The organism is Sphingomonas sp. LR59, from assembly GCF_036855945.1.
In the GTDB taxonomy this organism is placed as follows: domain Bacteria; phylum Pseudomonadota; class Alphaproteobacteria; order Sphingomonadales; family Sphingomonadaceae; genus Sphingomonas.
In genome coordinates this window covers 3,298,776-3,323,610 of sequence record NZ_JASPFL010000001.1, presented here as the reverse complement: position 1 = coordinate 3,323,610, position 24,835 = coordinate 3,298,776, and the positions used below count along the sequence as shown (strand labels likewise).

At 66.2% G+C, this 24,835-nt stretch carries 22 protein-coding genes and 2 pseudogenes; 14 read left to right on the top strand and 10 right to left on the bottom strand.

Annotated features, from left to right (window positions below; all coding sequences use genetic code 11):
* Positions 1-110 precede the first annotated feature (110 nt).
* Positions 111-638, bottom strand: coding sequence for a DUF177 domain-containing protein (locus tag QP164_RS15555; protein ID WP_132735376.1), 528 nt, complete (start codon positions 636-638; stop codon positions 111-113).
* Positions 639-646: 8 nt separating this feature from the next.
* Complete coding sequence (locus QP164_RS15550; protein WP_333923721.1) at positions 647-1,153, bottom strand: ubiquinol-cytochrome C chaperone family protein; 507 nt, start codon at positions 1,151-1,153, stop codon at positions 647-649.
* A gap of 133 nt (positions 1,154-1,286) precedes the next feature.
* On the opposite strand from QP164_RS15550, the gene QP164_RS15545 reads away from it, so the two are divergent.
* Entirely contained in the window at positions 1,287-1,793 is a 507-nt protein-coding gene (locus QP164_RS15545; RefSeq protein WP_132735062.1) for an outer membrane protein assembly factor BamE, read from the top strand.
* A 270-nt stretch (positions 1,794-2,063) separates the two neighbouring features.
* On the top strand, positions 2,064-3,575 hold the full coding sequence (locus QP164_RS15540; protein ID WP_333923720.1) for a glycosyltransferase: 1,512 nt from the start codon (positions 2,064-2,066) through the stop codon (positions 3,573-3,575).
* 12 nt (positions 3,576-3,587) lie between these two features.
* Here QP164_RS15540 and QP164_RS15535 read toward each other — a convergent pair whose 3' ends face one another.
* Positions 3,588-3,830 carry a hypothetical protein gene (locus QP164_RS15535; protein WP_333923719.1) on the bottom strand — a complete coding sequence of 81 codons (243 nt, stop codon included), beginning with the start codon at positions 3,828-3,830 and terminating at the stop codon, positions 3,588-3,590.
* 70 nt (positions 3,831-3,900) lie between these two features.
* On the opposite strand from QP164_RS15535, the gene QP164_RS15530 reads away from it, so the two are divergent.
* The 4 genes from QP164_RS15530 (at position 3,901) to QP164_RS15515 (ending at position 8,031) form a co-directional block, all read left to right on the top strand.
* The gene (locus tag QP164_RS15530) at positions 3,901-4,539 is read left to right on the top strand and encodes a hypothetical protein (RefSeq protein WP_333923718.1); all 639 of its coding nucleotides are present in this window, start codon (positions 3,901-3,903) and stop codon (positions 4,537-4,539) included.
* 76 nt (positions 4,540-4,615) lie between these two features.
* On the top strand, positions 4,616-5,530 hold the full coding sequence (locus QP164_RS15525; RefSeq protein ID WP_277984072.1) for a sulfite exporter TauE/SafE family protein: 915 nt from the start codon (positions 4,616-4,618) through the stop codon (positions 5,528-5,530).
* Positions 5,531-5,565: 35 nt separating this feature from the next.
* On the top strand, positions 5,566-6,285 hold the full coding sequence (locus tag QP164_RS15520; RefSeq protein ID WP_207894105.1) for a TIGR02186 family protein: 720 nt from the start codon (positions 5,566-5,568) through the stop codon (positions 6,283-6,285).
* Positions 6,286-6,363: 78 nt separating this feature from the next.
* Entirely contained in the window at positions 6,364-8,031 is a 1,668-nt protein-coding gene (locus QP164_RS15515; protein ID WP_132735054.1) for an ATP-binding protein, read from the top strand.
* 24 nt (positions 8,032-8,055) lie between these two features.
* On the opposite strand, the gene QP164_RS15510 is transcribed toward QP164_RS15515, so the two are convergent.
* Together QP164_RS15510 and QP164_RS15505 are read right to left on the bottom strand one after the other, a co-directional pair.
* Positions 8,056-8,592 carry a SixA phosphatase family protein gene (locus QP164_RS15510; RefSeq protein WP_333923717.1) on the bottom strand — a complete coding sequence of 179 codons (537 nt, stop codon included), beginning with the start codon at positions 8,590-8,592 and terminating at the stop codon, positions 8,056-8,058.
* A gap of 8 nt (positions 8,593-8,600) precedes the next feature.
* Positions 8,601-11,299, bottom strand: a pseudogene (locus QP164_RS15505) (ATP-dependent DNA helicase).
* A 300-nt stretch (positions 11,300-11,599) separates the two neighbouring features.
* Here QP164_RS15505 and QP164_RS15500 point away from each other — a divergent pair.
* From QP164_RS15500 to QP164_RS15480, 5 genes are all read left to right on the top strand, one after another.
* Complete coding sequence (locus QP164_RS15500) at positions 11,600-11,905, top strand: hypothetical protein (protein ID WP_056053958.1); 306 nt, start codon at positions 11,600-11,602, stop codon at positions 11,903-11,905.
* Positions 11,906-11,961: 56 nt separating this feature from the next.
* Positions 11,962-13,527, top strand: coding sequence for a lysine--tRNA ligase (locus QP164_RS15495; RefSeq protein ID WP_333923716.1), 1,566 nt, complete (start codon positions 11,962-11,964; stop codon positions 13,525-13,527).
* 214 nt (positions 13,528-13,741) lie between these two features.
* Positions 13,742-14,299 (top strand): 2'-5' RNA ligase family protein, encoded by a 558-nt coding sequence (locus QP164_RS15490; RefSeq protein ID WP_333923715.1) that lies wholly within the window; start codon positions 13,742-13,744, stop codon positions 14,297-14,299.
* Between the two features lie 91 nt (positions 14,300-14,390).
* On the top strand, positions 14,391-15,395 hold the full coding sequence (locus tag QP164_RS15485) for a histone deacetylase family protein (RefSeq protein WP_333923714.1): 1,005 nt from the start codon (positions 14,391-14,393) through the stop codon (positions 15,393-15,395).
* Positions 15,385-16,617, top strand: coding sequence for an MFS transporter (locus QP164_RS15480; RefSeq protein ID WP_333923713.1), 1,233 nt, complete (start codon positions 15,385-15,387; stop codon positions 16,615-16,617). The genes QP164_RS15485 and QP164_RS15480 overlap by 11 nt, the downstream gene beginning before the upstream one ends.
* A gap of 162 nt (positions 16,618-16,779) precedes the next feature.
* On the opposite strand, the gene QP164_RS15475 is transcribed toward QP164_RS15480, so the two are convergent.
* Entirely contained in the window at positions 16,780-18,009 is a 1,230-nt protein-coding gene (locus QP164_RS15475) for a dipeptidase (protein WP_333923712.1), read from the bottom strand.
* 97 nt (positions 18,010-18,106) lie between these two features.
* Here QP164_RS15475 and QP164_RS15470 point away from each other — a divergent pair, with 97 nt between their 5' ends.
* Positions 18,107-19,309, top strand: coding sequence for an acyltransferase family protein (locus tag QP164_RS15470; protein WP_333923711.1), 1,203 nt, complete (start codon positions 18,107-18,109; stop codon positions 19,307-19,309).
* On the opposite strand, the gene QP164_RS15465 is transcribed toward QP164_RS15470, so the two are convergent.
* From QP164_RS15465 to sucC, 4 genes are all read right to left on the bottom strand, one after another.
* Positions 19,207-19,965 carry an energy transducer TonB gene (locus tag QP164_RS15465; protein WP_333923710.1) on the bottom strand — a complete coding sequence of 253 codons (759 nt, stop codon included), beginning with the start codon at positions 19,963-19,965 and terminating at the stop codon, positions 19,207-19,209. The genes QP164_RS15470 and QP164_RS15465 overlap by 103 nt on opposite strands.
* Before the next feature lie 485 nt (positions 19,966-20,450).
* Complete coding sequence (locus QP164_RS15460) at positions 20,451-21,380, bottom strand: electron transfer flavoprotein subunit alpha/FixB family protein (RefSeq protein ID WP_333923709.1); 930 nt, start codon at positions 21,378-21,380, stop codon at positions 20,451-20,453.
* On the bottom strand, positions 21,377-22,123 hold the full coding sequence (locus tag QP164_RS15455; protein ID WP_056064107.1) for an electron transfer flavoprotein subunit beta/FixA family protein: 747 nt from the start codon (positions 22,121-22,123) through the stop codon (positions 21,377-21,379). The genes QP164_RS15460 and QP164_RS15455 overlap by 4 nt, the downstream gene beginning before the upstream one ends.
* Before the next feature lie 245 nt (positions 22,124-22,368).
* Entirely contained in the window at positions 22,369-23,571 is a 1,203-nt protein-coding gene (sucC, locus tag QP164_RS15450) for an ADP-forming succinate--CoA ligase subunit beta (protein ID WP_056053980.1), read from the bottom strand.
* 196 nt (positions 23,572-23,767) lie between these two features.
* On the opposite strand from sucC, the pseudogene QP164_RS15445 reads away from it, so the two are divergent.
* Together QP164_RS15445 and QP164_RS15440 are read left to right on the top strand one after the other, a co-directional pair.
* Positions 23,768-24,297: pseudogene (locus QP164_RS15445) on the top strand (sterol desaturase family protein).
* 44 nt (positions 24,298-24,341) lie between these two features.
* On the top strand, positions 24,342-24,671 hold the full coding sequence (locus tag QP164_RS15440; RefSeq protein ID WP_055874768.1) for a PilZ domain-containing protein: 330 nt from the start codon (positions 24,342-24,344) through the stop codon (positions 24,669-24,671).
* Positions 24,672-24,835: the final 164 nt, after the last annotated feature.

The following is a 24,835-nucleotide window of genomic DNA, read 5'->3' as shown; positions in this document are numbered from 1 at the left end:
GCCGACAGTGGCGGAGGGGCGGATACGAAACACGGGGTCGTGCTTGCCACCCCTCCGTCTGCCACGCGCCAGCCATCTCCCCCTGGCGGGGGAGTATCCGCAAATCGCGCCTAAGCTTTGCCCGCCATCTTCGCCTTGAGATCCGCGAACGCGTTGGCGGGGCGAAACTCGTCCTCGCTGATCACCCCCGCTGCCGCCAGCGCCGCCGCCGCATTGGGTCCGCGCGGGAACGGATCGATCGCCAGTGCCAGCGTGTCGGCCGCCGCTTCGCCCAGATCGATCGCGCCCCCCTCGATCGCCACCGTGTCGAGCGCATCGTCGGACAGTTCGACCTCGTCGCCTTCCGCCACCAGCTGTTCCACGAACAGCAGCGCGACCGGTTCGTCGATCCTGGTATCAAGCGGCTCGTCGGTAACCGAGCACGCCTGCACCGCAGCCCCGGTGACGCGCCCCTTCACGACGATGCCGCTGTCGGTCCGCTTGATCCCGAACCGTGCCTCGAGTCGCGCGATCGATACCATCGCGAAGCGCTTCGCCAGCGCGGCACGCTCGTCCTCGTTGGCGACGATCTCGACGATCCGCTCACGCTCGCCGATCGTGTCGAGGCGTTCGGGGCGGCTGAATTCAGCCTTGTTCATACCAGGCGTCACGGTAGCTCTCCTGCGAGCAGCTTCATCATTGGCGTATTTTCTAGCGCGGCATGAAACGCCATCAGCGACGTCCGCACATGCGCCAGCGCGGCATCGGCCGGCGCCACCCCTCGATACAGGTTTCGCAGCAGCGCTGGCGTAATATCTCCAGCCGCCAGTCCATTACGGTATGCGCCGAGTCGACCGCCGAGCATGCTCATCATCTTGCCGATATGCTTGCCGACGATGATGTCGCCGATCCCGATTTCACGCAATTGGCCGTCCATGTCGTCGACAAAGCGTTCGGCAAGGCGCGCCGCGGGCTCGCCACCGGCGGGTTCCGCCTCGAGCCGTAGCATGACGACCGCAAGCAGAGTCGCGATCATGTCGAACCGGCCGTCGACGGTGTCCGGCACCGCACCGTCCCGATACCAATGCTCGGCACGCGCCCGCGTCACGACCGCGGTATACAGCGGCAGCGCTTCGTCCGGCTTCTCGCCGAGCAGTCTTCCCAACCAGCTCAATCCGTCGTCCTTCGCCCATCGACCGCGCACCGACTTGTTTGCCCGCGCATCCTCGCATATCGAGGCGATCGGCGGCCGATGCAATCGCATCGCAACCGTCACGTGTTTTCGCGTGCCCCGGTTGGGAGTTTATATGAGCGTGTTTTCCGCCCGTACGGGTCTCGCCGCCGCGCTTGCGGTCGTTACGCTTGCCAGCGCGGGCTGCACCCAGTTGCGCTCGCATCAGGGGTATGTCGTCGACACCGACCTGGTCAACTCGGTCCAGCCCGGCGTGGATAACCGTCAGTCGGTGCTCCAGACGCTCGGCAAGCCGACGCTCGCGGGTCAGTTCGACCAGGGAGATTGGTATTATCTCGCACGCGACAGCCGCAACCTGGCGTTCCGCAATCCGCGGCCCAACGCGCAGATCACGCTGCAGATCAGCTTCGACCAGAAGGGGACCGTCACCGCGATCCGTCGCGGCGGGCTCGATCAGGTTGCCTCGGTCAAGCCGTACGGCAAGACCACGCCGACGCTGGGTCGCGAACGCGGCTTCTTCCAGGATCTGTTCGGAAACATCGGTACGGTCGGCGCTGCGGGTGCCGGCGGCGGCGGTGGCAATGGCGGCAACACCGGCGGTGGTGGGCGCGATCGTCCGTAATCAAGGCTGAGTCCCACCGGTTTGGCCGTACCGCCTGCTACGCATCGGTACGGCCGGGCCGGGAGTGGATCGGCGCCGATCCCGAAAGGGGGTGGGATCGCGGACGTAACGCCTCGCGATGACGATGGTTCGCAGGCCCCGCCCAAACCTGCATATTTTGAGTGACTCAGCGCCATCACTTGCGCCGCGGAGACCGCCAAACATCCGTTTCGGATCGGACTGAATCCGAAACGGACATATGCTGCTGTACCTCGTCGTCGGGGGTACGCCATGCTCGAGTCGTTCTGGATCATCGACGGCTTGGCGCGGGAAAGTTTGCTGTTTGCCGGAGGCGGGCTTTTTCTTGGCGGCATCGACGACCTGCTGGTCGATCTCGTTTTCATCGTCCGTCGGATTCGGCATGGCGCGCGTCCCCGGCTGACGCTCGCGACTCTGCCGCCGCCACGATGCATCGGCGCGATCGCAGTGTTCGTGGCGGCATGGGACGAGGTGTCGGTGATCGGCGGCATGCTGTCGACCGCGCTGGATCGCTATCGCCATGACGATTACCGGATCTATGTCGGTGTCTATCCGAATGATCGGGGCACGATCGATGCCGTTGCCGCGATCGCCGAGCATGATGCCCGCGTCAGGATCGTGATCGGGCCGCGCGACGGTCCCACGACCAAGGCGGATTGCCTCAATACGGTGTGGCATGCGCTCGGCCGCGACGATGCCCGTGAGCACCGACATACCAAGGCGATCGTGCTGCACGATGCCGAGTATGTCGTGCATCCGCAGGAACTGCGTGTCTTCGATTGCCTGATCGATCGGTACGACGTGGTGCAATTGCCGGTCCTCCCGCTCGTCCATCACGGGGCTCGGCTGGTGTCGGGACACTATGCCGACGAGTTTGCCGAGTCGCACGCCAAGCAGATCGTCGTCAGGACGGCTTTGGGGGCGGGAATGCCGCTTGCCGGCACCGGCTGCGCGATCGCACCCGACATGCTTGCCAGGATCGCGTTCGCGCGCGGCGGCAATCCGTTCGACGCGACCAGTCTAACCGAAGATTATGAACTCGGCTTGCGGCTGGCGGAGCTTGGCGCGCGCTGTATCTTCGCGCGGGTAGCAGCGGACGATGTCGGTGCAGTCGTCGCCGTGCGCGCCTATTTCCCCGGCACGATCCGCGAGTCGGTCCGCCAGAAGACACGGTGGATGAACGGCATCGCGCTAGCCGGCTGGGATCGGACCGGCTGGGCGAGGCCCGCGCCTTTGCCGACCACTGGATGCGAATGCGTGATCGGCGGGCACCGCTCGCCGTCGTCATTCTCGCGGTCGCCTATGTCGGAATGCTCGCCTGGGCATTGTCGATGGCGGCGCATCACTTTGCGGGTCAGGCAACGCCAGCGCTTGACCGGTCCCATCCGATCGCGCTCTGGCTGTTCATCGCCAACGCCGTCCTGCTGGCGTGGCGGCTGGGATCACGGATGGTGTTTACGGGTCGCAGCTACGGCGTTGGCGAAGCCTTTTGGGCGCTTCCCCGCTTCATCGTCGGCAACTGCGTCTCGTTGCTCGTCGCGCCCTGCGCGGTGGCGCGCTACATCGCCATGCTGCGGGGCGCAGCGCCGGTATGGGACAAGACCCGTCATGAATTTCCCGACGCCCCCGCAGCGTCGATCAGCGCATGCCACGGGTTCGGACCGAGCGTTCCAGCACCGGGATGACCGGCGGGCGGCCGTTGCGATTCCTCGCGCTGACGCTGGGTGGCTGGGTGTTGGTCAGGATTGCGGTACTGTTGTCTGAGATCGAGCCCCGTCAACCCTTGCCCATCCGCCCAACCTTAACGAAGATACTGGTACCGCCCGCCGCCGCGACGGTATTTCCCGCCGCCGCCGTATTCCCCGGTCCGCGCCAGATCGCATTCGTCATCCCGCCGTTGAGCGATACCGTCGTGACGCCCGCCCCGCCCGCCATCGTTTTCCGGGCGAAACCGCGTACGGATGTCGCGCTGCCCCCTAGGGTATCCGGCTTGCCGGAAACCTGGTCGCTGGACCACATCGCCGCCCAGTCTTTCGGGCAGCAACCTCCCGGCCGAACCGACGCACCGCCTTTCCTGTTAGCGCCGTTCGTGGTTCGCGGCGCGAGTCGGCTGAACGGTAGTGCATGGCTGCTGGTACGCGGGGGCTCGGCCGGTACCGTCTCCGGCGGCCAGCTCGGCGCTTCGCAGGCGGGGCTGCGGATAACCTACGCGATCGACGCTGCCCGCCGGTTCGCACTGTCGGCTCGGGTCGCCGCCCCGCTTGAGGGCCGCGGACGCGAAGCCGCGGTTGGAATCGAGTGGCAACCGACGAGGATGCCGATCCGCCTGATCGTCGAGCACCGTTTCGTTCTCGATGGTGGCCGCAACGGACCGACGATCGGCGTGCTCGGCGGCTATGGTCCTGCCGATATCGTCCCCGGTGTCCGTCTTGAAACATACGGGCAGGCCGGTGCGATCGCCCGCGACGGGCTCCAGACGTTCGTCGATGCCTCGGCTCGGCTGACCCATCCGCTCGGCACCGTCGCGACGGCCCGTCTCGATATCGGCATCGGCACATGGGCGAGCGCGCAACGGGCTGCCGAACGTTTCGACATCGGACCATCGGTCGTCGCCACGCTGCCGATCGCGCATAAATCGCTCCGCCTGACGCTCGACTGGCGCGAGCGGATCGCGGGCGGCGCGCGTCCCGGCTCGGGACCGGCGCTGTCGATCGGCAGCGACTTCTGATCCCGTGTCCAAACACCGGGATCGGTGCCCAGTCCAGCCTAGCCCCGCGCGCGCAATCCGGTGTAACGCTGCTAACGTGGATCTGTATCTCCCCGTCGCCAACCTGTCGGTCAACGCGCTGGTCATCATCCTGCTCGGCGGGGGCGTCGGGCTGTTGTCGGGCATGTTCGGGGTGGGTGGCGGGTTCCTGACGACGCCGCTGCTGATCGTCTACGGCATCCCGCCGACCGTCGCCGCCGCCTCGTCCGCAAGCCAGGTGACCGGCGCGAGCGTGTCCGGCGTGTTCGCGCATTTTCGGCGCAAGGGCGTCGATACCAAGATGGGCGGGGTGCTGGTCGCAGGCGGTATCCTCGGTTCATTCTTCGGTGCGTGGCTGTTCCGGCTGCTCCAGCAAAGCGGGCAGATCGATACGGTGATCGCGATCGTCTACGTTCTCATGCTCGGCTCGATCGGCGGCCTGATGGCGAAGGAGTCGATCGGCACGATCGGTCGCGCGCGCACCGGGCGTCCGCCGAAGGCGCGCAAACGCCGCCATCACCCGCTCGTCGCCGCGCTTCCGCTCCGCACGCGGTTCTACGCCTCGGGGCTGTACATCTCGCCGCTCGCGCCGCTCCTGCTCGGCTTCTTTACCGGCATCCTGACCATCCTGCTTGGCATCGGCGGCGGCTTTATCCTGGTCCCCGCGATGATCTACCTGCTCGGCATGGCGACCTCCGTCGTGGTCGGCACCTCCTTGTTTCAGACGCTGTTCGTGACCGCGGTCGCGACGATGGTCCATGCAACGACCACCAAGGCGGTCGATATCGTCCTCGCCGGGCTGTTGCTGCTCGGCTCGGTCGTCGGCGCGCAGATCGGTGCGCGGTTCGCGACCAAGTTCCGCCCCGAATATCTCCGCCTCGCGCTTGCGGTGATGGTGTTGCTGGTCGGCGCGCGCATCCTGCTCGGGCTGGTCTGGCGGCCCGAGGAGATCTTCTCGGTCACGCTGTCTTGAGAAAGTGGCCAATTCTGGCGTTCGCGCCGCTGCTGATGGCGCAGGCGAAGCCCGTGCTCGTCCCGGACGTATCGCAGCGCAATATCGAGATCGCCTACAGCTTCACCGGTGCAGAACTCCTCCTGTTCGGGGCGATTCTCTATCCCGGTGGCCGCCTGCCAACCGGCGAGCAACCGACCGACGTCGTCGTCGTCGTGAAGGGGCCGACCCAGTCGATCCTGATGCGCGAGAAGGAGAAGGTCGCCGGAATCTGGGTCAACGCGTCAAGGCTGCGCTACCGGTCCGCACCGAGCTTCTACGCGATCGCCTCATCCAAGCCGATCGACCGCCTCGTCGACGATCGGACGCGCGCGATCTACGAACTTGGGCTCGACAGCCTACAATTGTCGCCCGCCTCCAGCGCCCCCGCCGACACGCAGGACCGCTTCCAGAAGGGCCTCGTCGACCTGAAACGACGTGCCGGCCTCTATTACGAGGCGCCACGGGCGGTCGAGATCACCGACGGCGTGCTATACCGGGCGCGCGTCTCGATCCCGGCGCGCGTACCGGTCGGCCGCTTCACCGCGGAGACGTTCCTGATCCGCGACGGACGCGTGCTGGCAGCCGCCGTGCGCGACATCGACATCCGCAAATCCGGCTTCGAACGCTTCGTCGCTCGCGCCGCGGATCGCTCGTCGGTCGTCTATGGTCTGGTCGCGGTTGCCCTCTCGGTCTTTCTTGGTTGGGCGGCGGGCTGGATCGCGCGAAGGGTTTAGCGTTCCTTCACCATCCTCACCGGATGTTTACGGTCTTGCGTGCAAGACATTGGGTAAATGACTGGGGATCTTGCCAGAATGAGTGAAATGCCGGGACCCGATGCCTTCCTGCGCGCGCCATCGCCGACCAGTGGTTCCGTCGGCATGGTACCGCCTGCCCCGATCGGCGTCGTCTTCGCGATCGCTGGATCGAGCAGCCGTGTGTTGCTCGACCGCGCGTCGATCGGTGCGCTGTGCGACGATCGCGACCCCGTTGTCGCGGCCGCAGGTCAGGTCGGCGGTCAGGTGAAGATGCGCGTTGGCACGACGTGGCTGGTCGCCAACATCCGGTCGCTCAAGCTCGAAGACAATGCCGGCACCTGCATCGCCGCCGACATCGACTTTCTCGGTGAGGGCGACGAGGAACGCCTGACCGGCAAGCTCTATCGGTTCCGTCGCGGTGTGACGCGGTATCCGATGCCCGGCGCCGAGGTGTACCCGATCACCACGTCGGACCTGCAACAGGTCTATGCCGCCGAGGATCGCGCCAACATCACCGTCGGCACGGTGTATCCGACCAGCGACATCCCCGCCGCGCTCTATGTCGACGCGATGCTCGGCAAGCATTTCGCGCTTGTCGGATCGACCGGTACCGGCAAGTCGACCAGTGCCGCCTTGATCCTCCACCGAATCTGCGAACTCGCGCCGCAGGGCCATATCGTGATGATCGATCCGCATGGCGAATATGCGGCTGCGTTCAAATCGAACGGTGCGCTGTACGACGTCTCGAATTTGCAAATGCCCTATTGGCTGATGAACTTCGAGGAGCATTGCGAGGTTTTCCTCACCAGCAGCGGGTCCGCGCGGCAGTTCGATGCGGACATCCTCGCCAAATGCCTGCTCGCCGCCAAAGCCAAGAGCCGTCTCGGTCAGGAGATCGCCAAGCTGACGGTCGATGCGCCCATTCCCTATCTGCTCAGCGACCTGACGACGATCATCAGCGCTGAAATGGGCAAGATGGACCGCGCCGGCGACACCGCGCCGTATCTACGCCTGAAAACCAAGATCGACGAGATCAAGGCGGACCCGCGCTATGGCTTCATGTTCTCGGGGATGCTCGTCGCGGACACGATGGCGAGTTTCCTAAGCCGGATCTTCCGCCTGCCCGGCGACGGCAAGCCGATCTCGATCATCGACGTCTCGGGTGTGCCGTCGGACATCACGTCCGTGGTGGTCGCGGTCCTTGCGCGGATGACGTTCGACTTTGCGATCTGGTCGCGCAACGAACCGCAGCGCCCGATCCTGCTCGTCTGCGAAGAGGCGCATCGCTACATCCCCGCCGGCCAGGAGACGAGCAGTGCGGTCGGTCGCATCCTCGGCCGGATCGCGAAGGAAGGCCGTAAGTACGGCGTGTCGCTCGGCCTCATCACGCAGCGCCCGTCGGATCTGGCGGAAGGCGTGCTGTCGCAGTGCGGCACGATCATCGCGATGCGCCTCAACAACGACCGCGATCAGGCGTTCGTCCGCGCGGCGATGCCCGAAGGCGCGCGCGGCTTCCTGGATTCGATTCCGGCGTTGCGCAATCGCGAGTGCATCATCTGCGGCGAAGGCGTGACGATCCCGATCCGCGTGAGCTTCGACGGGCTTGAGGAATCAAAACGTCCGGCGTCGGGCGACCCACTCTTTTCCGAACTCTGGCGCGACGTCGGCGGTGAAGACCAGATCATCGGCAGGACGATTCAGCGCTGGCGGGCACAAGGCAAATAGACCGCCGGTTTCAGCCCCGCGTGGTCAATCCGCGTCGGGGCCTAAAGTCGGATCGAGATCGCGGGGGCGAATGAAGCGGGTCAGGCGGGCGGTGGCCGTCGTGATATCCGCCCAATCCCCTTCAAACTGGAGCTCGGCGATGCTGGCGGTCGGATATTTGTCCTCGACCGCATCGCGCAGCGGGTCGGCCCCGTCCGCCACCAGCATCAGGACGAGATCTTCCAACCCCGGATTATGCCCGATCAATAGCGCGCTCTCGGCGTCGGCCGGAAAGCCGTGCACCACGTCGAGCAACGTCGCTGCCGACGCAAGATACACGCGACGGTCCAGCGTCGGCGCGATCGTCCGACCATAGCCCGATTCGATCTGCTCCAGCGTCTCCGACACGCGCACCGCGGGCGAGGCAATCGCATGATCGAACGCCAATCCCAGTGATCGCATATGCCGACCGACCATCGCCGCGGCGCGCTTACCCTTGGCGTTGAGCGGGCGGTCGAAATCGCGCGCAACCGGATCGTCCCAGCCGGACTTGGCGTGGCGCAACAGCGTCAACGTCTTCATGGCAATCCTCAAGCGGGTTGGCGGCTTTCATGCCCTACCGGGGCCCGTGAGGAAAGCCGGCTCGCGACTCGGGCCACCGCTTCTTCGAGCGTGACGCGGGCGATCGGCACGCCCGGCGGGAACGCACTGAGCAGCCGCGACGGCATTGCCGCGGACAGCATCACGAACACGCCCGAATCGTCGGCGCGGCGGATCAACCGGCCGAATGCTTGCGCGAGCCGCGCGCGGACGAGCCGGTCGTCATACGCCGAGCCTCCACCGGCCAGGCGCCGCGCCGCGTGCAGCACCGAGGGTTTCGCCCACGGGACGCCCTCCATCACCACGAGTCGCAGCGACTCACCGGGCACGTCGACGCCGTCTCGGAGTGCATCGGTGCCGAGCAGGCTCGCGCCCGGATCATCGCGAAAAATATCGACCAAGGTACCGGTATCGATAGGATCGACATGTTGCGCGTGGAGCGGCAGGCCTTCGCGCGCGAGTCGATCGGCGATGCGGCCATGCACGCCGCGCAACCGTCGGATAGCGGTGAACAGCCCGAGCGTCCCGCCGCGGCTGGCGACGATCAGTTGCGCATAGGCGTTGGCCAGCGCGCCGATGTCGCCGCGCTTCACGTCGGTGACGATCAGGACTTCGGCCTGACGCGTGTAATCGAACGGGCTCTTCGCCTCGAACCGGGCGGCGGGGCGGAGCAGATGCGGGGCGCCGGTGCGGGCTTCGGCCACCTCCCAATCGCCGCCGCCGGTCAGCGTTGCAGAGGTAACCAGTGCACCATGCGCCGGTTTCAACACGATCTCGGCGAAGGGTCGCGTCGGGTCGAGCCAGTGGCGATGCAGCCCGATATCGAATTCGCGGCCTTCGATGCGGTCGACCGCAAGCCAATCGACGAAATCGCCATCGACCGGTCCCCCGACGCGCGCGAGCACCGACAGCCACGACGCCACCGTCTCCGCCCGCCAGCCTATCGAGGCGATCGCGCCTTCGACTCGTGCGCGGGCGGGCGCGTCCATCCAGTCGGGCGCTTCGGCGAGCACGGCTTCAAGCCGGCGGCCGAGCGTTACGAGCGGGCGGACGAGTGCGTCGAGCGCGGCGGCGGCAGGCGCCGCGGCCTCGATCAGCGTCGCGTCGGGTTCGGCCAGTTCGGTCTCCAGGCCGTACCCCGCGTCGCCCGGTTGCTCGGCTCGCGCGTAGGTAAGCCCGCGGACGGCGGCGAGCAGCGTTTCGATCGGCCCGAACGGGGCGCCTTCGCCGAGGCGTTGCAGCCAGCCGTCGGACGCGAGCGCGCCCGCCGCGGTGACCGCATCGCTGATCGCCCGCGCGCCCTGTTCGTCATAGCTGGCGAGATCGGACAGGCGTGCGGCAAGCCCCGCCGCCGCCCGCGACCGCTCGATTCGGGGCCAAGGATCCAGCGGCGCAGTTCGATCGTCTCCGCACCGGTCAGCGCGGTCGCGAACATCGAATCGGCCGCGTCGAAGATGTGATGCCCCTCGTCGAACACGTAGCGCGTCGGCCGGGTCGCGAGTTCGCGCCCTCTGGCGGCGTTGACCATCACCAGCGCGTGGTTGGCGATGACGATGTCGGCGTCGGACGAGGCACGGGCGGCGCGCTCGATGAAGCATTTCCGGTAGTGCGGGCAGCCGGCATAGACGCACTCGCCGCGCCGGTCGGTCAGTGCAGTTGAACCATTGCGGCGAAACAGCGTCGGCAGCCAGCCGGGCAGGTCGCCGCCGACCATGTCGCCGTCCGCGCTGTACGCCGCCCAGCGCGCGACGAGGTGTGCGAGGATCGCCGCGCGGCCTGCGAACCCGCCTTGCAGCGCGTCCTCCAGGTTCAGCAGGCAGAGATAATTCTCGCGACCTTTCCGCGTAACGACCTTGGCTTTCCGGATCGCCGCGTCGGGATAAAGGCGTGCGGTTTCCTGCCCCAACTGGCGTTGCAGCGTCTTGGTATAGGTCGAGATCCACACCGCACCGCCGGCCTTTTCCGCCCAGAGCGAGGCGGGCGCGAGATAGCCGAGCGTCTTGCCGATTCCGGTCCCCGCCTCGGCAAGGACGAGGTTCGGCGTGTCGCGCATCGCGCGCGGCGCGAACGCAGCGGTGGCTGCGCCGGCATAGGCGCGCTGGCCGGGGCGTTCCTCGGCACCGTGGCCGGTAAGGTCGACGAGCCGCGCCTCCGCATCGCCCGGCTCGATCGTGACCGTGCGCGGGGCGGGTCGCGGCGCGTGCTCCTCCCATTCGGGGAGCGACGAGAACAGCCAGCGTTCGTTGACCGCGGGTTTCTTCAGCCGCTCGGCGACGACCGGCGCCCACGGCCAGCGCAGGCGAAACAGCGACTGCGCCGCGGTCCAGGCACCTTCGCGCTCGGGCCAGTCGCCATCGGTGAGCGCCAGCATCGCTTCGGCAGCGCGCAGCAGGAACGGCGCGACCGCCGCATCCTCGCTCGGCACATCGAGCCCGGTAACCCGCGCGATCCCCTTCGGCGTCGGCACCGCGAACTGCGCCGGGCGAAGGAACGCGTAGAGTTCGAGCAGATCGAGCCCCGACAGATCGGGATACCCGAGTCGCTGCCCGACCAGCGGCGCGTTGAGCATGATGACCGGCGTGTCGGCGGCGATCCGAATCGCCTCGCCCCGCCCGATCGGACGCGCACCCTCGGCGTTCGCGATCCAGATGCCGGCGTGGCTGGCGTGGAGGGCGGGATAGCGAAGCACTCCGCGACCTTGCTGCAACGAGAACGAAAGGGCAACCTTTTGTGGAAGGGGATATGGTCAGCGGTGCGCAGGACCCCGATCGGGGATGCCCCGTCCCCGCCCGTCATCCCAGCGAAAGCCGGGATATTCATGGGGCGAGTGCTGCGATACCCACGGGGGTATCCCAGCTTTTGCTGGGATGACGGGACGGGCATCGATACGCGAACTTATCCAAATTCGCCGTTACGCAACCGGTACGGTTCAAATGCGTTGCGCACTTATCGATACTGGCCTTTACCTACATCAACAGGGACGATCATCATGCGGAAGTTTCTTATGGCGCTGAGCGCGCTCTCGCTCGCAATCCCGGCCGCCGCCGTGATCCCTACGGGCAAGGCCGAAGCACGCTCGAAGCGTGAGTATCGCGGCCATGACCGTCGTTACCGCGCAAAGCGTTGCCGCCATTCGAGCGGCACGACCGGTCTTGTCGCAGGCGGCGTCGGCGGTGCGGTGCTTGGCAATGCGGTCGGCGGCGGCTTGCTCGGCACGCTCGCCGGCGGAGCAGCGGGTGCGCTCGGTGGCCGTGCGGTCGACCGGACGATCACCGCGAAGGATCGTTGCCGCTAAGACGCACGCGGCGGTGGGGTGACGGACACGGGCGCAGGCGCTAATCGCCGAACGCTATGACCGATGACATCCGCACCGCCGCCCTCGAGTCCAAAGCCTGGCCGTACGAGGAGGCGCGTAAGCTTCTTAAGCGGTATCCGAACGGCAAGTCGGGCGATCCGGTGCTGTTCGAGACGGGCTACGGACCGTCGGGCCTGCCGCATATCGGCACGTTCAACGAGGTGTTGCGCACGACAATGGTGCGCAACGCCTTCCACGCGCTGAGCGATACGCCGACTCGGCTGATCGCGTTCTCGGACGATATGGACGGTCTCCGGAAAGTCCCGGACAACGTCCCCAACGGCGACATGCTGCGCGAGCATCTCGGCAAGCCGCTGACGCAGATCCCCGATCCGTTCGGCACGCATTCCAGCTTTGCCGCACACAACAACGCGATCCTGCGCGACTTTCTCGACCGCTATGGCTTCGACTACGAGTTCGCGTCGTCGACCGAATATTACACCGGCGGGCGTTTCGACGAGGCGCTGAAGGGTGTGCTTCGCCACTTCCAGGGCATCCAAGACGTGATGCTCCCGACGCTGCGGGCCGAGCGTCGCGCGACCTATTCGCCGGTGCTGCCGATCTCGCCGACCAGCGGCATCGTGCTGCAAGTGCCGATCGAGGTGATCGATGCGGAGACGGGCCTGATCGCGTTCGAGGATGAGGGCCAGCGGATCGAGCAGAGCGTGCTCGGCGGCAAGGCCAAGCTGCAGTGGAAGGTCGACTGGGCGATGCGCTGGGTTGCGCTCGGCGTCGATTACGAGATGGCGGGCAAGGACCTGATCGATTCGGTGACGCAGTCGTCGAAGATCGCGCGCGTGCTCGGCGGGCGCCCGCCCGAAGGCTTCAACTACGAGATGTTCCTCGACGAGAATGGCGAGAAGATCTCGAAGTCGAAGGGCAACGGGCTCAGCCTCGAGCAGTGGCTGACCTATGGCCCCGAGGAATCACTGGCGTTCTACGCGTATCGCGAGCCGAAGAAGGCGAAGTCGCTCCACATGGGCGTGATTCCTCGCGCGGTGGACGAATATTGGCAATTCCGCGGCAATTATGCGGGCCAGGACCTGAAGCAGAAGCTCGGCAACCCGGTGCACCATATTCACGACGGCAAGCTGCCGACGGGCGAGCTGCCGGTGACGTTCGGGCTGCTGCTCAACCTCGTCGGCGTGATGGGCGATGCGAGCAAGGAGCAGGTCTGGGGCTATCTGGCCAATTACGTGCCCGATGCGTCGGCGGCGAAATACCCCGAGCTCGACCGACTGATCGGCTATGCGCTGGCGTATAGCCGCGATTTCGTCGCGCCGACGCTGAAGCGCCGCGCGCCCGAGGGTGTGGAGGTCGCGGCGCTGGAGCGGCTCGATGCGGAACTCGCCGCGTTGCCGGCGGAGGCGAGCGCGGAAGACATCCAGAACATCGTCTACGAAATCGGCAAGACCGGCGGGTTCGAAAACCTTCGCGACTGGTTCAAGGCGCTGTACGAGACGTTGCTTGGGTCCGAGCAGGGCCCGCGGATGGGCAGCTTCATCGCGTTGTACGGGGTGGAGAACTCGCGGAAGCTGATTGCGGAAGCGTTGGCTCGGTAAGGCTGCTCGGGCAGACAGATCCACCCCGGCGGAGGCCGGGGCCCAATTGGGATACGCGCTTAACGGAGCGCAACGTGTCGTTACTCTGACCTTTCCAATTGGGCCCCGGCCTTCGCCGGGGTGGTGTTTGAGGCATCCGATCTCGCGCGCCGGCTAGACGAAAGCAGTGGAACATATTAGCAACAAGCCCGCCTCCTCCGATTCGAAATCCGGCATGTTTCATCGACCGATCGCCCGTCATCGCCTGTTCTTCGCGATCCGCCCACCACTGCCGCTTGCGCGCCAGATTACTGCCGCAGCGGTGTGGTTCGAAACCGACGGAGACAAGCTGCGCCCCGAGCATCTTCATGTCACGATCGACATTCTCGACGACTGCGACCGCGTCTCGACCGCGTTGGAACGCGACCTGAAGGCGATCGGCGATGCGGTCGAGGCAGCACCGTTCGCCCTCCAGTTCGACACCGCGGTTGGTAGCGATCGCTCCATCGCACTGCGTCCGCGCCACAAGAACGCCTCGCTCGCCGCACTGCATCAACGGATTGCGGTGGCACGCGAGGCGGCAGGGCTACGCGCCCGCGCAGGCTATCAGTTCAGCCCGCACATGACGCTCGGCTACCGCGACGGCGCGCCGTTCACGCAAACCATCGCGCCGATCGGCTGGGCCGCGGACGCATTCGTACTGGTCCACAGTTATGTCGGCCGGACGCGCCACGATGTGATCGGCCGCTGGCTGCTGAACGGCGACGACGATCGGCAACTGGCGCTGTTCTAGGCGCTCGAATTTGCCGAACGCGCGCGACCCGGTAGGACCCATAGGGCGATCGGTCGGTTCTTCCCCCGTGACCGCTCACCAAGGAGCAACGATGCGACTGTTCTTCGACGAGTCCCAGCGGACCCACGCACCAGTCTGGGAACTGCACAACGGCGCATTCACGGCCTATGCGGAGGCTCCCGCGCGCGTCGATGCGATCCTGCGCGCGCTCGGTCCGGTCGAGGCGCCGGAAGATCGCGGCGAGGCGCCGATCCTAGCCGTCCACCCCGCGCCATACGTCGCGTTCCTAAAGGACGCGGCGCGACTGTGGCGCGAAGCCGGACGCGAGGGCGACGCGATCCCCTACACCTTCCCGATCCGTGGTCGCCGGCCGCTCGACCTCACCCGCATCGACGCGCTCATCGGCGCGCATAGCTTCGACGCGACCACGCCGATCACCCCGCAGACCTGGGCCGCCTCCTATGGCAGCGCCCAGTCCGCGCTCGCCGCGACGCACGCGGTCCTCGACGGCGACCGCACCGCGTTCGCGCTCTGCCGCCCGCCCGGCCATCACGCCGGCGCGGATTATTGCGGTGGATACTGCCACCTCAACACCGCCGCGATCGCCGCCCAAGCCGCGCTCGACGCCGGTGTCGCGCGCGTCGCGATTCTCGATATCGACTATCACCACGGCAACGGCACGCAGGATATCTTCTACACGAGAGGCGACGTGTTCTACGCCTCGGTCCATGCCGATCCGAAGACCGACTATCCCTTTTACTGGGGCCACGCAGAGGAAACCGGCGAAGCCAACGGACTTGGTACGACGCTGAACCTGCCCCTCCCGCAAGGCACGCAAATCGACGCGTTCCGGGCCGCGCAGACCACAGCGCTCGACGCGATCGCCGCGTTCGATCCCGGCCTGCTCGTCGTCAGCTTCGGCGCGGACACGTGGGAGGGCGATCCGATCTCGCATTTCAAGCTGACCACGCCCGACTATGCGGTGTTGGCCGCTGACATCGCGGCCCGCGGGTGGCCGACCGTCATCGTCATGGAAGGCGGATACGCAGTCGACGCGCTCGGCCACAACGTCGCGAGTTTCCTGCGTGGCTTCTGAAGCGCCGATTGCGCTGGGCACGCCCGCCTACCGTCGGCTGACGCTGGCGATGTTGTTCGCGGGGTTCTCGACCTTCTCGCTGCTGTATTCGGTGCAGCCATTGCTGCCGCTTTTCGCCGCGCAGTTTGGGCTGACCGCGGAGGGCGCGTCGCTCGCGGTGTCATTAGCGACCGGGCCCTTGGCGATCGGCATCCTGTTTGCCGGGTTCGTGTCCGACCGCGTCGGCCGGCGTCCGCTGATGATCGCGGCGATGTTCGCGGCGGGGGCGCTGACGCTGGCGGCGGCGGTCGTGCCGGGGTGGAGCGGGTTGCTCGTGTTGCGCTTCCTGACTGGTGTTGCGCTCGCAGGCGTGCCGGCGGTGGCGATGGCCTATGTCGCAGAGGAGGTTGATGCGGGCTCGGTCGGTGCGGCGATGGGGCTGTATATCGCGGGCAGCGCGCTCGGCGGGATGGCCGGGCGGCTGGTCGTGAGCATCGTCGCCGATCTCGAAGGCTGGCGCTGGGCGCTGGCCGCGGTCGGCATCGCCGGCCTCGCGATGGCTGAGGCGTTTCGCCGGCTCGCGCCACCCTCGCGCAATTTCACGCCGAGCGTGGGACGGCCGGGGGCGCTGCTGCGGAGTGCCGGATCGCTGTTCACCGATCGCGCAATGCCGCTGCTCTATCTCGAGGCGTTCCTGCTGATGGGCGTGTTCGTCACAATCTATAATTACGCAGGCTTCCGGTTGATGAGCCCGCCCTACGGCCTCAGCCAGGCGGCGGTCGGCGGCGTGTTCCTGCTCTACGTGCTGGGCTCGGTGAGTTCGGCGAAGTTCGGGACGCTCGCCGGACGACTCGGGCGACGGAAGGTCTTCTGGATCCCCGTCGTTCTGCTGATCGTCGGCGTCGCGCTGACCGCGATGACGCCGCTCGTGCTGGTGATCGCGGGGATCGCGGTCGTGACGGTCGGCTTCTTCGGCGCGCATTCGATCGCAAGCGCCTGGGTCGGCAGGCGCGCGCAGGGTTCGCGCGGGCAGGCGGCGGCGTTCTATCTTTTCTTCTATTACATGGGGTCGAGCGTACTGGGATCGGCCGGCGGGTTCGCGTGGACGCATGCCGGGTGGCCGGGGGTGACGGCGTTCTGCCTGTTGCTCGGCGTGGCGGCGTTGGTGATCGGGCTGGTGCTGCGCACGGTGCCGCCGCTCGTGGTGGAGCCTCCTGCGGCGCAGCGGATGCCGGATCCGTGACATCCCTCCATCCGTCATCCCGACCATTCCGTCATACCAGCGAAAGCTGGGATATCATCGTTTGACCCACGTCATCTGATACGGAGGAATACCCCAGCTTTCGCTGGGGTGACGGGATCTGGCGGGTTTGGTCGAAACTCGAGCAACGAGCACTCGCCCCTTCTACCGCGACGCCACGTCCGTCGCATCTACCGGCGGCATACCCACCATTCCCTTCGCGACCGCTTCGACCCGCTCCATGACGCGGAGGACGTTGCCGCCGGACAGTTTCGCCAGATCGCCATCGCTCCACCCCCGCCGCGCCAGTTCCGCGAACAGCAGCGGGTAGCCGTCGACGCCCTTCAAGCCGATCGGCCCCGTCCCCTGAATCCCGTCGAAATCGCCGCCGATCCCGACATGATCGTGACCGGCGATCTTCGCGATGTGCTCGACATGATCGGCGACGGTCGCGGCGGTGACCTGCGGCTCCGGATGCGAGGCGTCCCACGTCACGAGAGGCGCGGGCGATTTGGCGCCGTAGACGTTCGCCGGCACGCCGACCGACTTTGCATAGGCCGAGCGCGCGATGTCCCACGCCCGCCAGTCGGCCGACAGGAACGACGGGTAGAAGTTCACCATCACCACGCCCCCGTTCGCGCCGATCGCGCGGAGCAGGTCGTCGGGAATGTTGCGCGGCGCGTCGGCAATCGCGCGCGCGCTGGAATGGGAGGCGATCACCGGCGCCTTGGTCGCAGCGAGCGCAGCCGCCATCGTCGCGGCGGAGACATGCGACACATCGACGATCATGCCGATGCGGTTCATCTCGGCGACCACCTGCCGTCCAAATTCGCTGAGCCCGTTCGCGCGCGGTGCGTCGGTCGAGCTGTCCGCCCAGTTCAGGCTCTTGCCGTGAGTCAGCGTCATATAGGCGACGCCGAGCGCGCGATATTGGCGCAGCACCGACAGCCGCCCATCGATCTGGTGCCCGCCCTCGACGCCGATCAGCGACGCGATGCGCCCCGCCTTCTCGATCCGTCGGATATCCGCGGCAGTGGTGGCGAGTTCGAACGTCGCCGGGTTCGCGGCGACGAAACGGCGGACGATGTCGATCTCCTCCAGCGTCATCGTGACCGGGGCGGGCGCATCGGCGGGGATGTAGACCGACCAGAACTGACCGCCGACGTGACCTTTGCGCAGACGAGGAATATCGGTCTGGAGCGGGTTTGGCAGCCGCGCAGTGTCGACGGAAAGGTCGACAGACTCGACCTTCGCGTCCTGCAGATTGCGGATTTCCCAAGCGAGATCGTTATGCCCGTCGATCACTGGACTCCGCTCCAGCACCCGCTCGACTCGCCGTGATACGGCAGCGTCCGGGCTCGCCTGCGCGGCCAACAGCAGGAATGCGGCGATCATGTCTTGGTCCCCCGTGGCGTCCGCTCCATCCTGAAGGAGGTGTTCGCGTGCGACAAGCCGGCTAAGGCGCTCGCCGAACGTGAGAAGAGGGGCGGAAGTGGACACGGTAACGGCCGAACCGGCGCGCAAGGCGGATCCCCGCCTCTCCACCGCGATCGCGATCGCGCGGCTGATCGGGATCATGGGAATCGTCTATGTCCACGCCTGGACGGGGCGGACCGCGGAGGAACTGGCGGCGATCGCGTTCAGTTGGCAAGCGGTTCTTCGTACCGTGCTGAGCGAGATGTTCGGGCGTAGTGCGGTGCCGCTGCTCGGGATGATTTCCGGCTGGCTGGTGGTCTCGACCGCGACGCGACAGGGCTATGGCGCGTTCCTGCTCGGCAAGGCGCGGACGATCCTGCTCCCGATGGTCCTGTGGAATGCGATCGCGATTGTGCTGGTCGGGGCGGCGGCAACGTTCGGCGACCTGAAAGCGCCGACGCCGTCAAGCATCGGCTGGACGCTGAACGAACTCGTGCCGCTCGTCCACGCCAACGACATCAACGTGCAGATGCCGTTCTTACGCGATCTTTTCGTGTGCATGATGCTCGCGCCGTTGCTGGTGCGCGCGTCGAGTATCTGGCTGGCGCTGGTTGCTCTGATCGTGGTCGCGTGTAGCGTGTCCGGGGTGCACGTCCCGCTGCTGTTGCGGCCGCAGATCCTACTGTTCTTTACCGCCGGGATCGCGGCGCGGCGGTTTGGCGTGGCGGAACGGGTGGCGGGGTGGCCGGTCGCCCTTTGCGCACTGCCGTTCGTGGTGCTGATCGCGCCGCGACTCTGGACCGCGCTGCTGGGGAACGTTTTCTTCGACGCGCATCCGCATGCGATGGCAGCGTTCGACATATTGTTTCGATTGGCGTCGGCAGTGCTGTTCTGGCGGGTCGCCTGGGCGCTGGCGGGAAGTGGTGTCGCGGACCGGTTGAGGACAACCGAGCGCTACGGCTTTCTGGCGTTCTGCGATCATCTAGTGCTGTTGTGGCTGTTCGGGCCGGTGATCGGGCTGGCGACCGGCGCGTTGGGAGCAGGGCCGTATCCGGCGTATCTGCTGGTCCAGCCGTTGCTGGTGCTCGGCGCCACGGTCGCTCTGGGGCGGGGGTTGATGGCCGTTTCGCCAGCCGTGGCGCGGGTTCTCAGTGGGGGCGGCTGGGGCGGTAGGCATCAGTTACCGCGTGACGGCGGATCGAGCTGGTTCACCCATTCCTGGTTGTGGACGACGGTCGAGCGGACCGGTTTCCCCGCAGCATCGAGCCAGGGGCGGTAGCGAAAACGCAGTTCGATCAGGCGGCACGTGGTCGCATCGAGCACGCCGTTTCCGCTGGAGCGCGTGACCATGCAGTGCGTGACGCTGCCATCGGTCTCGACGGTGTAGCGCACACCGACGATCCCGCCCGCGCCGATCACCGCCTCCGCGTTGGGGAAATCCTTGTTCTTGAAGCGGCCTTTGAGAAGGCGGGGCGGGGTTTCGGCGCCACCGTCGCCGCCGCCATTCCCGAACCGGCCGCTGCCCGTGCCGTTGCCTTCTCCCCCTGCCCCGGTGCCTGGTCCGGGGACGGGCGCGGCGCCGGTGGTGGCGTCGCTGCCGGGGCCGGGCTTGAGCGCGGCGATGACCGGTGGTGGCGGCGCGATCGGCGGCACGATCGGTTTGGGGACGACGACTTCGGTCGCCTTGGAGCGCAGGTTCGCAGGGGACGCTGCGCCTTCGGGGCGATGGCTTTTCGCGGGGCGGGGGACGATCTTTTCGGGCGGCGGCGGTGGTGGCGTGGGACCGACGGCGAAGGTTTTCGGTGCGTCGGGGATTGCGCCGGGGATGCTCACGCCGAGACCCAGGACCAGTGCATAGCCGATGACGGCGCAGAGTAGCGCCGCGCTAGCCGCGGATATCAGGCGGTCGCGCGGGTTCGAGTGGGCGCCGTACATGCTGGGTAATTGGGGAGGCGTGTGGGAGGCGGCAACTGGCTGGCGGCGGGAACCATCGCGATCAGAAGGTCCGCCCTTCCGGGGTTCGTTGGTAGGCGGCAGGGTATAGACTTCGACTGGCGCGCTTGGTTTTCGACGCAGAGCCTGCCGATCTCACCAGCACCTCCCCGGCGAAGGCCGGGGTCCAGGTGGAAAGGTTGCTGTAACGAAGCGCTACGCTCCATGAGCGACGTCGCCCAACTGGGCCCCGGCCTCCGCCGGGGTAGTGCTTGCTTGGGTGCGAATAGACCTCATTTTGTCGCGTATCGGTTCGGCGTCGGCAGACCTGTACGTTCGGCAGACACTAGAACGGGCGGCGCGACCAAGTCACACCGCCCGTTCTTGGCACGCGCCGCGGGAGTAAATCCCGCGTCGTCGGTCGGCGCTGGAGCGCCGCCGGCCGGGCTTGCTGTTGCGCTTGGCTTCGCCTTGCGCAGCGGCGTTGCCTACAGCTTCGCCGTCAACTCCGGCACGATCTTGAACAGATCGCCGACCAAGCCGATGTCCGCGACCTGGAAGATCGGCGCATCCTCGTCCTTGTTGATCGCGATGATGACCTTCGAGTCCTTCATCCCTGCGAGATGCTGGATCGCGCCCGAGATGCCGACCGCGACATACACTTCCGGCGCGACGATCTTGCCGGTCTGGCCGACCTGATAGTCGTTCGGCGCGTAGCCTGCGTCGACCGCGGCGCGCGAGGCACCGACACCGGCGCCTAGCTTGTCCGCGAGCGGATCGATCGTCGCATGGAACTGCTCGCTCGAAGCCAGCGCACGGCCGCCCGAGACGATGATCTTCGCGCTGGTCAGTTCGGGACGCTCGTTCTTGGCGATCTCCGAGCCGGCGAAGGTCGACAGACCCTTGTCGCCGGTCGACGCGACCGCTTCGATCTCGCCCGAGCCACCCTCGGTCGCAGCCTTGGCGAACGCCGTGCCGCGGACCGTGATGACCTTCTTCGCGTCGCTCGACTGCACCGTCGCGATCGCGTTGCCCGCGTAGATCGGCCGCGTGAACGTGTCTTCGCTCTCGACCGACAGGATGTCGCTGATCTGCATGACATCGAGCAGGGCTGCCACGCGCGGGGCGATGTTCTTGCCGTGCGTGGTCGACGGCGCGACGAACGCATCGTGGCTGGCCATCAGCTCGACGATCAGCGGCGCGACGTTCTCGGCGAGCGCATGCGCGAACGCGGTGTCGTCGGCGACATGCACCTTGCCGACGCCGGCGATCTTTGCGGCCGCGGCAGCAACGCCGTCGACGCCCTGGCCGACGACCAGCAGATGGACTTCACCGAGCTGCGAGGCGGCCGTAACCGCCGACAGCGTGGCATCCTTGACGGCCTGACCGTCATGTTCGACCCAGACGAGCGTCTTCACTTGGCGACTCCCATTTCCTTGAGCTTGCCGACCAGCGCGTCGACATCGGCGACCTTGATCCCGGCCGAGCGCTTGGCGGGCTCGACCACCTTCAGCGTGGTCAGGCGCGGCGTCACGTCGACGCCGAAATCGGCCGGCGTCTTCTGCGCCATCGGCTTCGACTTCGCCTTCATGATGTTAGGCAGCGAGGCATAGCGCGGCTCGTTGAGGCGAAGATCTGTGGTGATGATCGCGGGCAGCTTCAGCGTGTCCGTCTCGGCACCGCCATCGACTTCGCGCGTCACGTTGACCGAGCCGTCGGCGATCTCGACCTTCGACGCGAACGTGCCCTGGCCCCAGTTGAGGAGGCCGGCGAGCATCTGTCCGGTCTGGTTGTTATCGTCGTCGATCGCCTGCTTGCCGAGGATCACGAGGTCGGGCTTTTCTTCCTCGACGATCTTGGCGAGGATCTTGGCGACGCCCAACGGCTCGACCTTGGTCTCGCTGACGACGAGGATCGCACGGTCGGCACCCATCGCGAGCGCGGTGCGGAGCGTTTCCTGCGATTTCTGCTCGCCGATCGAGACGACGACGATCTCGGTCACGCCCTTGTCCTTGAGGCGGATTGCTTCCTCGACCGCGATCTCGTCGAACGGGTTCATGCTCATCTTGACGTTCGCCAGATCGACGCCCGTTCCGTCCGCCTTCACGCGGGGCTTCACGTTGTAGTCAAGCACGCGCTTGACCGGCACCAGCACCTTCATCGGGGTTCCTTCCAAGGTGAATCTATTCGTTTCGCCCGCTGGTTACCCGGCGGCGTTGGCCGGACAGATGGCGGTTTCGCGTCATTTTCGCAAGTCCGGTATGGAAACATCGCTATGCCGTAGCGTCACGGCGAGATGCCGATCGGACCACCTGCCGAACAGTGTGCGACATCAACGAAAAAGGGCCCGGACGTTTCCGTCCGAGCCCCTCTTTTCGCAGAATCAGTATGCGTCGTCGACAGCGGTTAAGCCGCGACCTTCTGCACCTCTGCGACGATCTTCTTCGCGGCATCGCCAAGGTCGTTTGCCGGGACGATCGCGAGGCCGGAGTTCGCGAGGATCTCCTTGCCCTTCTCGACATTCGTGCCTTCGAGACGGACGACGAGCGGCACCGAGAGGTTCACTTCCTTCGCCGCGGCGACGATGCCGTCGGCGATGATGTCGCACTTCATGATGCCGCCGAAGATGTTGACGAGGATGCCCTTCACGTTCGGATCCGCGAGGATGATCTTGAACGCCGCCGTCACCTTCTCCTTGTTGGCGCCGCCGCCGACGTCGAGGAAGTTGGCCGGGAACATGCCGTTGAGCTTGATGATGTCCATCGTCGCCATCGCGAGGCCGGCGCCGTTGACCATGCAGCCGATGTCGCCATCGAGCTTGATGTAGGCGAGGTCGTACTTCGACGCCTCGAGCTCGGCGGGATCTTCCTCGGTCTCGTCGCGCAGTTCGAGCAGGTCCTTGTGGCGGAACAGCGCGTTGCCGTCGAACGCGACCTTCGCGTCGAGCACCATCAGCTTGCCGTCGTTGGTGACTGCGAGCGGGTTGATCTCGATCTGCTCGGCATCGGTGCCCATGAACGCATCATACAGCTTCGACGCGGTGTTCGCGGCCTGCTTGGCGAGATCGCCGGTCAGCTTCAGCGCGGCAGCGACGGCACGGCCGTGATGCGGCATGAAGCCGGTCGCCTGGTCGATGTCGATCGACTGGATCTTCTCGGGCGTGTCGTGCGCGACCGCCTCGATGTCCATGCCACCTTCGGTCGAGACGACCATCATCACCCGGCCGGTGGTGCGGTTGAGCGTCAGCGCGAGGTAGAATTCCTTGTCGATGTCGACGCCGTCGGTGACGTACAGGCGGTTGACCTGCTTGCCCGCGTCACCCGTCTGGATCGTGACGAGCGTGTTGCCGAGCATGTCGGTCGCGGCCGCGCGAACCTCGTCCTCGGTCTTGGCGAGGCGGACGCCGCCCTTGGCATCTGGGCCCAATTCGACGAACTTGCCCTTGCCGCGGCCGCCGGCGTGGATCTGCGCCTTGACGACATAGAGCGGTCCGGGAAGCTTCTTCGAGGCCTCGACGGCCTCCTCGACGGTCAGTGCCGCGAAACCGGCAGGCACGGGGACGCCGAACTTGGCCAGCAGTTCCTTGGCCTGGTATTCATGGATGTTCATCGGGAAGGCTCCACGCAATTTTTAGGAAACTCGGGAATTGGTTGGGCGTAAAGCACAGGGCGGCCAGCAAATCCACCCTTAAGGCATATGCACTTGCGTCTCGTTCTCAATAGACGCGTATCGGGCTGAGTTGATCTGGTTTTCTTGGGACAATTCGCCTTTCGCCGTCGCGCCTTACCGCCCCTATATGCAGGGCATGGCGATCTGGCTCGGCATCCTGCTGTTCCTCGGACCGTGATCGGCATGGAGGCGTTCGCCTATGCCGCGCACCGCTGGGTGATGCATGGCTTCGGCTGGTTCCTGCATGAAAGCCACCACCGTGCGCGCCATGGCAATTGGGAATTGAACGACCTCTACGCGGCGATCTTCGCGGTGCCGTCGTTCGTGCTGCTGCTCGGCGGCGTGCAGCTCGGCTGGTGGCCGGGGTTCGCGTGGATCGGCGCGGGAATCGCGGCCTATGGCGCGATCTATTTCGGGTTCCATGACGTGATCGTGCACCAGCGCATTCCGACCCGGTATCTGCCCAAGTCGAAATACATGAAGCGGATCGTCCAGGCGCACCGGCTCCACCACGTCGTCGAGACGAAGGAGGGCAATGTCAGCTTCGGCTTTCTGGTTGCACCCAAGCCCGAGGATCTGAAGGCCGAACTCAAGCGGCGATCGCGTGCGGGGATTCGCGCGCCGGCCCGGTCACGGGCGGCTGCATCCCAAGCTGCCGAATCGTAGGGCGTTTGGAGAATAGTAACCACTTGGGGAGCAGTGTCCCGGACATGACACAGCCCGTCCCCATCCCTCCCGCCGAACCGAAGGGCGAGGAACTCCGCCAGGCGCTACGCAAGGCCGTCAAGATGCGCGCGCACCTGCGCGATCGGGGCCAGACGCGATTCGAAATCGAGGTGACCGACCTGTCGCTTTCGGGATTTCGCGCGGAGACTAGCTTTACGTTGTGGCCGGGGACCGTGGTGTGGCTGACCCTGCCGGGTCTGGCGGCGCTGGAGGCGGTGGTCGCGTGGCGTGACAAGTTCAAATATGGCTGCGCATTCGCCAAGCCGCTGCACCCTGCGGTGTTCGATCACATCGTTGCGCTGAGCCAGCGATAGGACGCTAGCTTGTTCTCCTGCGAACGCAGGAGCCCAGGATTACTCCGCCCCGGCTTTGGTTACCCTGAATTCCGCGTCCGCAGGAAAACAGCTAGGGACGTCGGCAAAGCCGTCGTCGGTCGGTTCGGTGTTCCCGAACCGCCGGCCGATCCGGACGCTGCTCG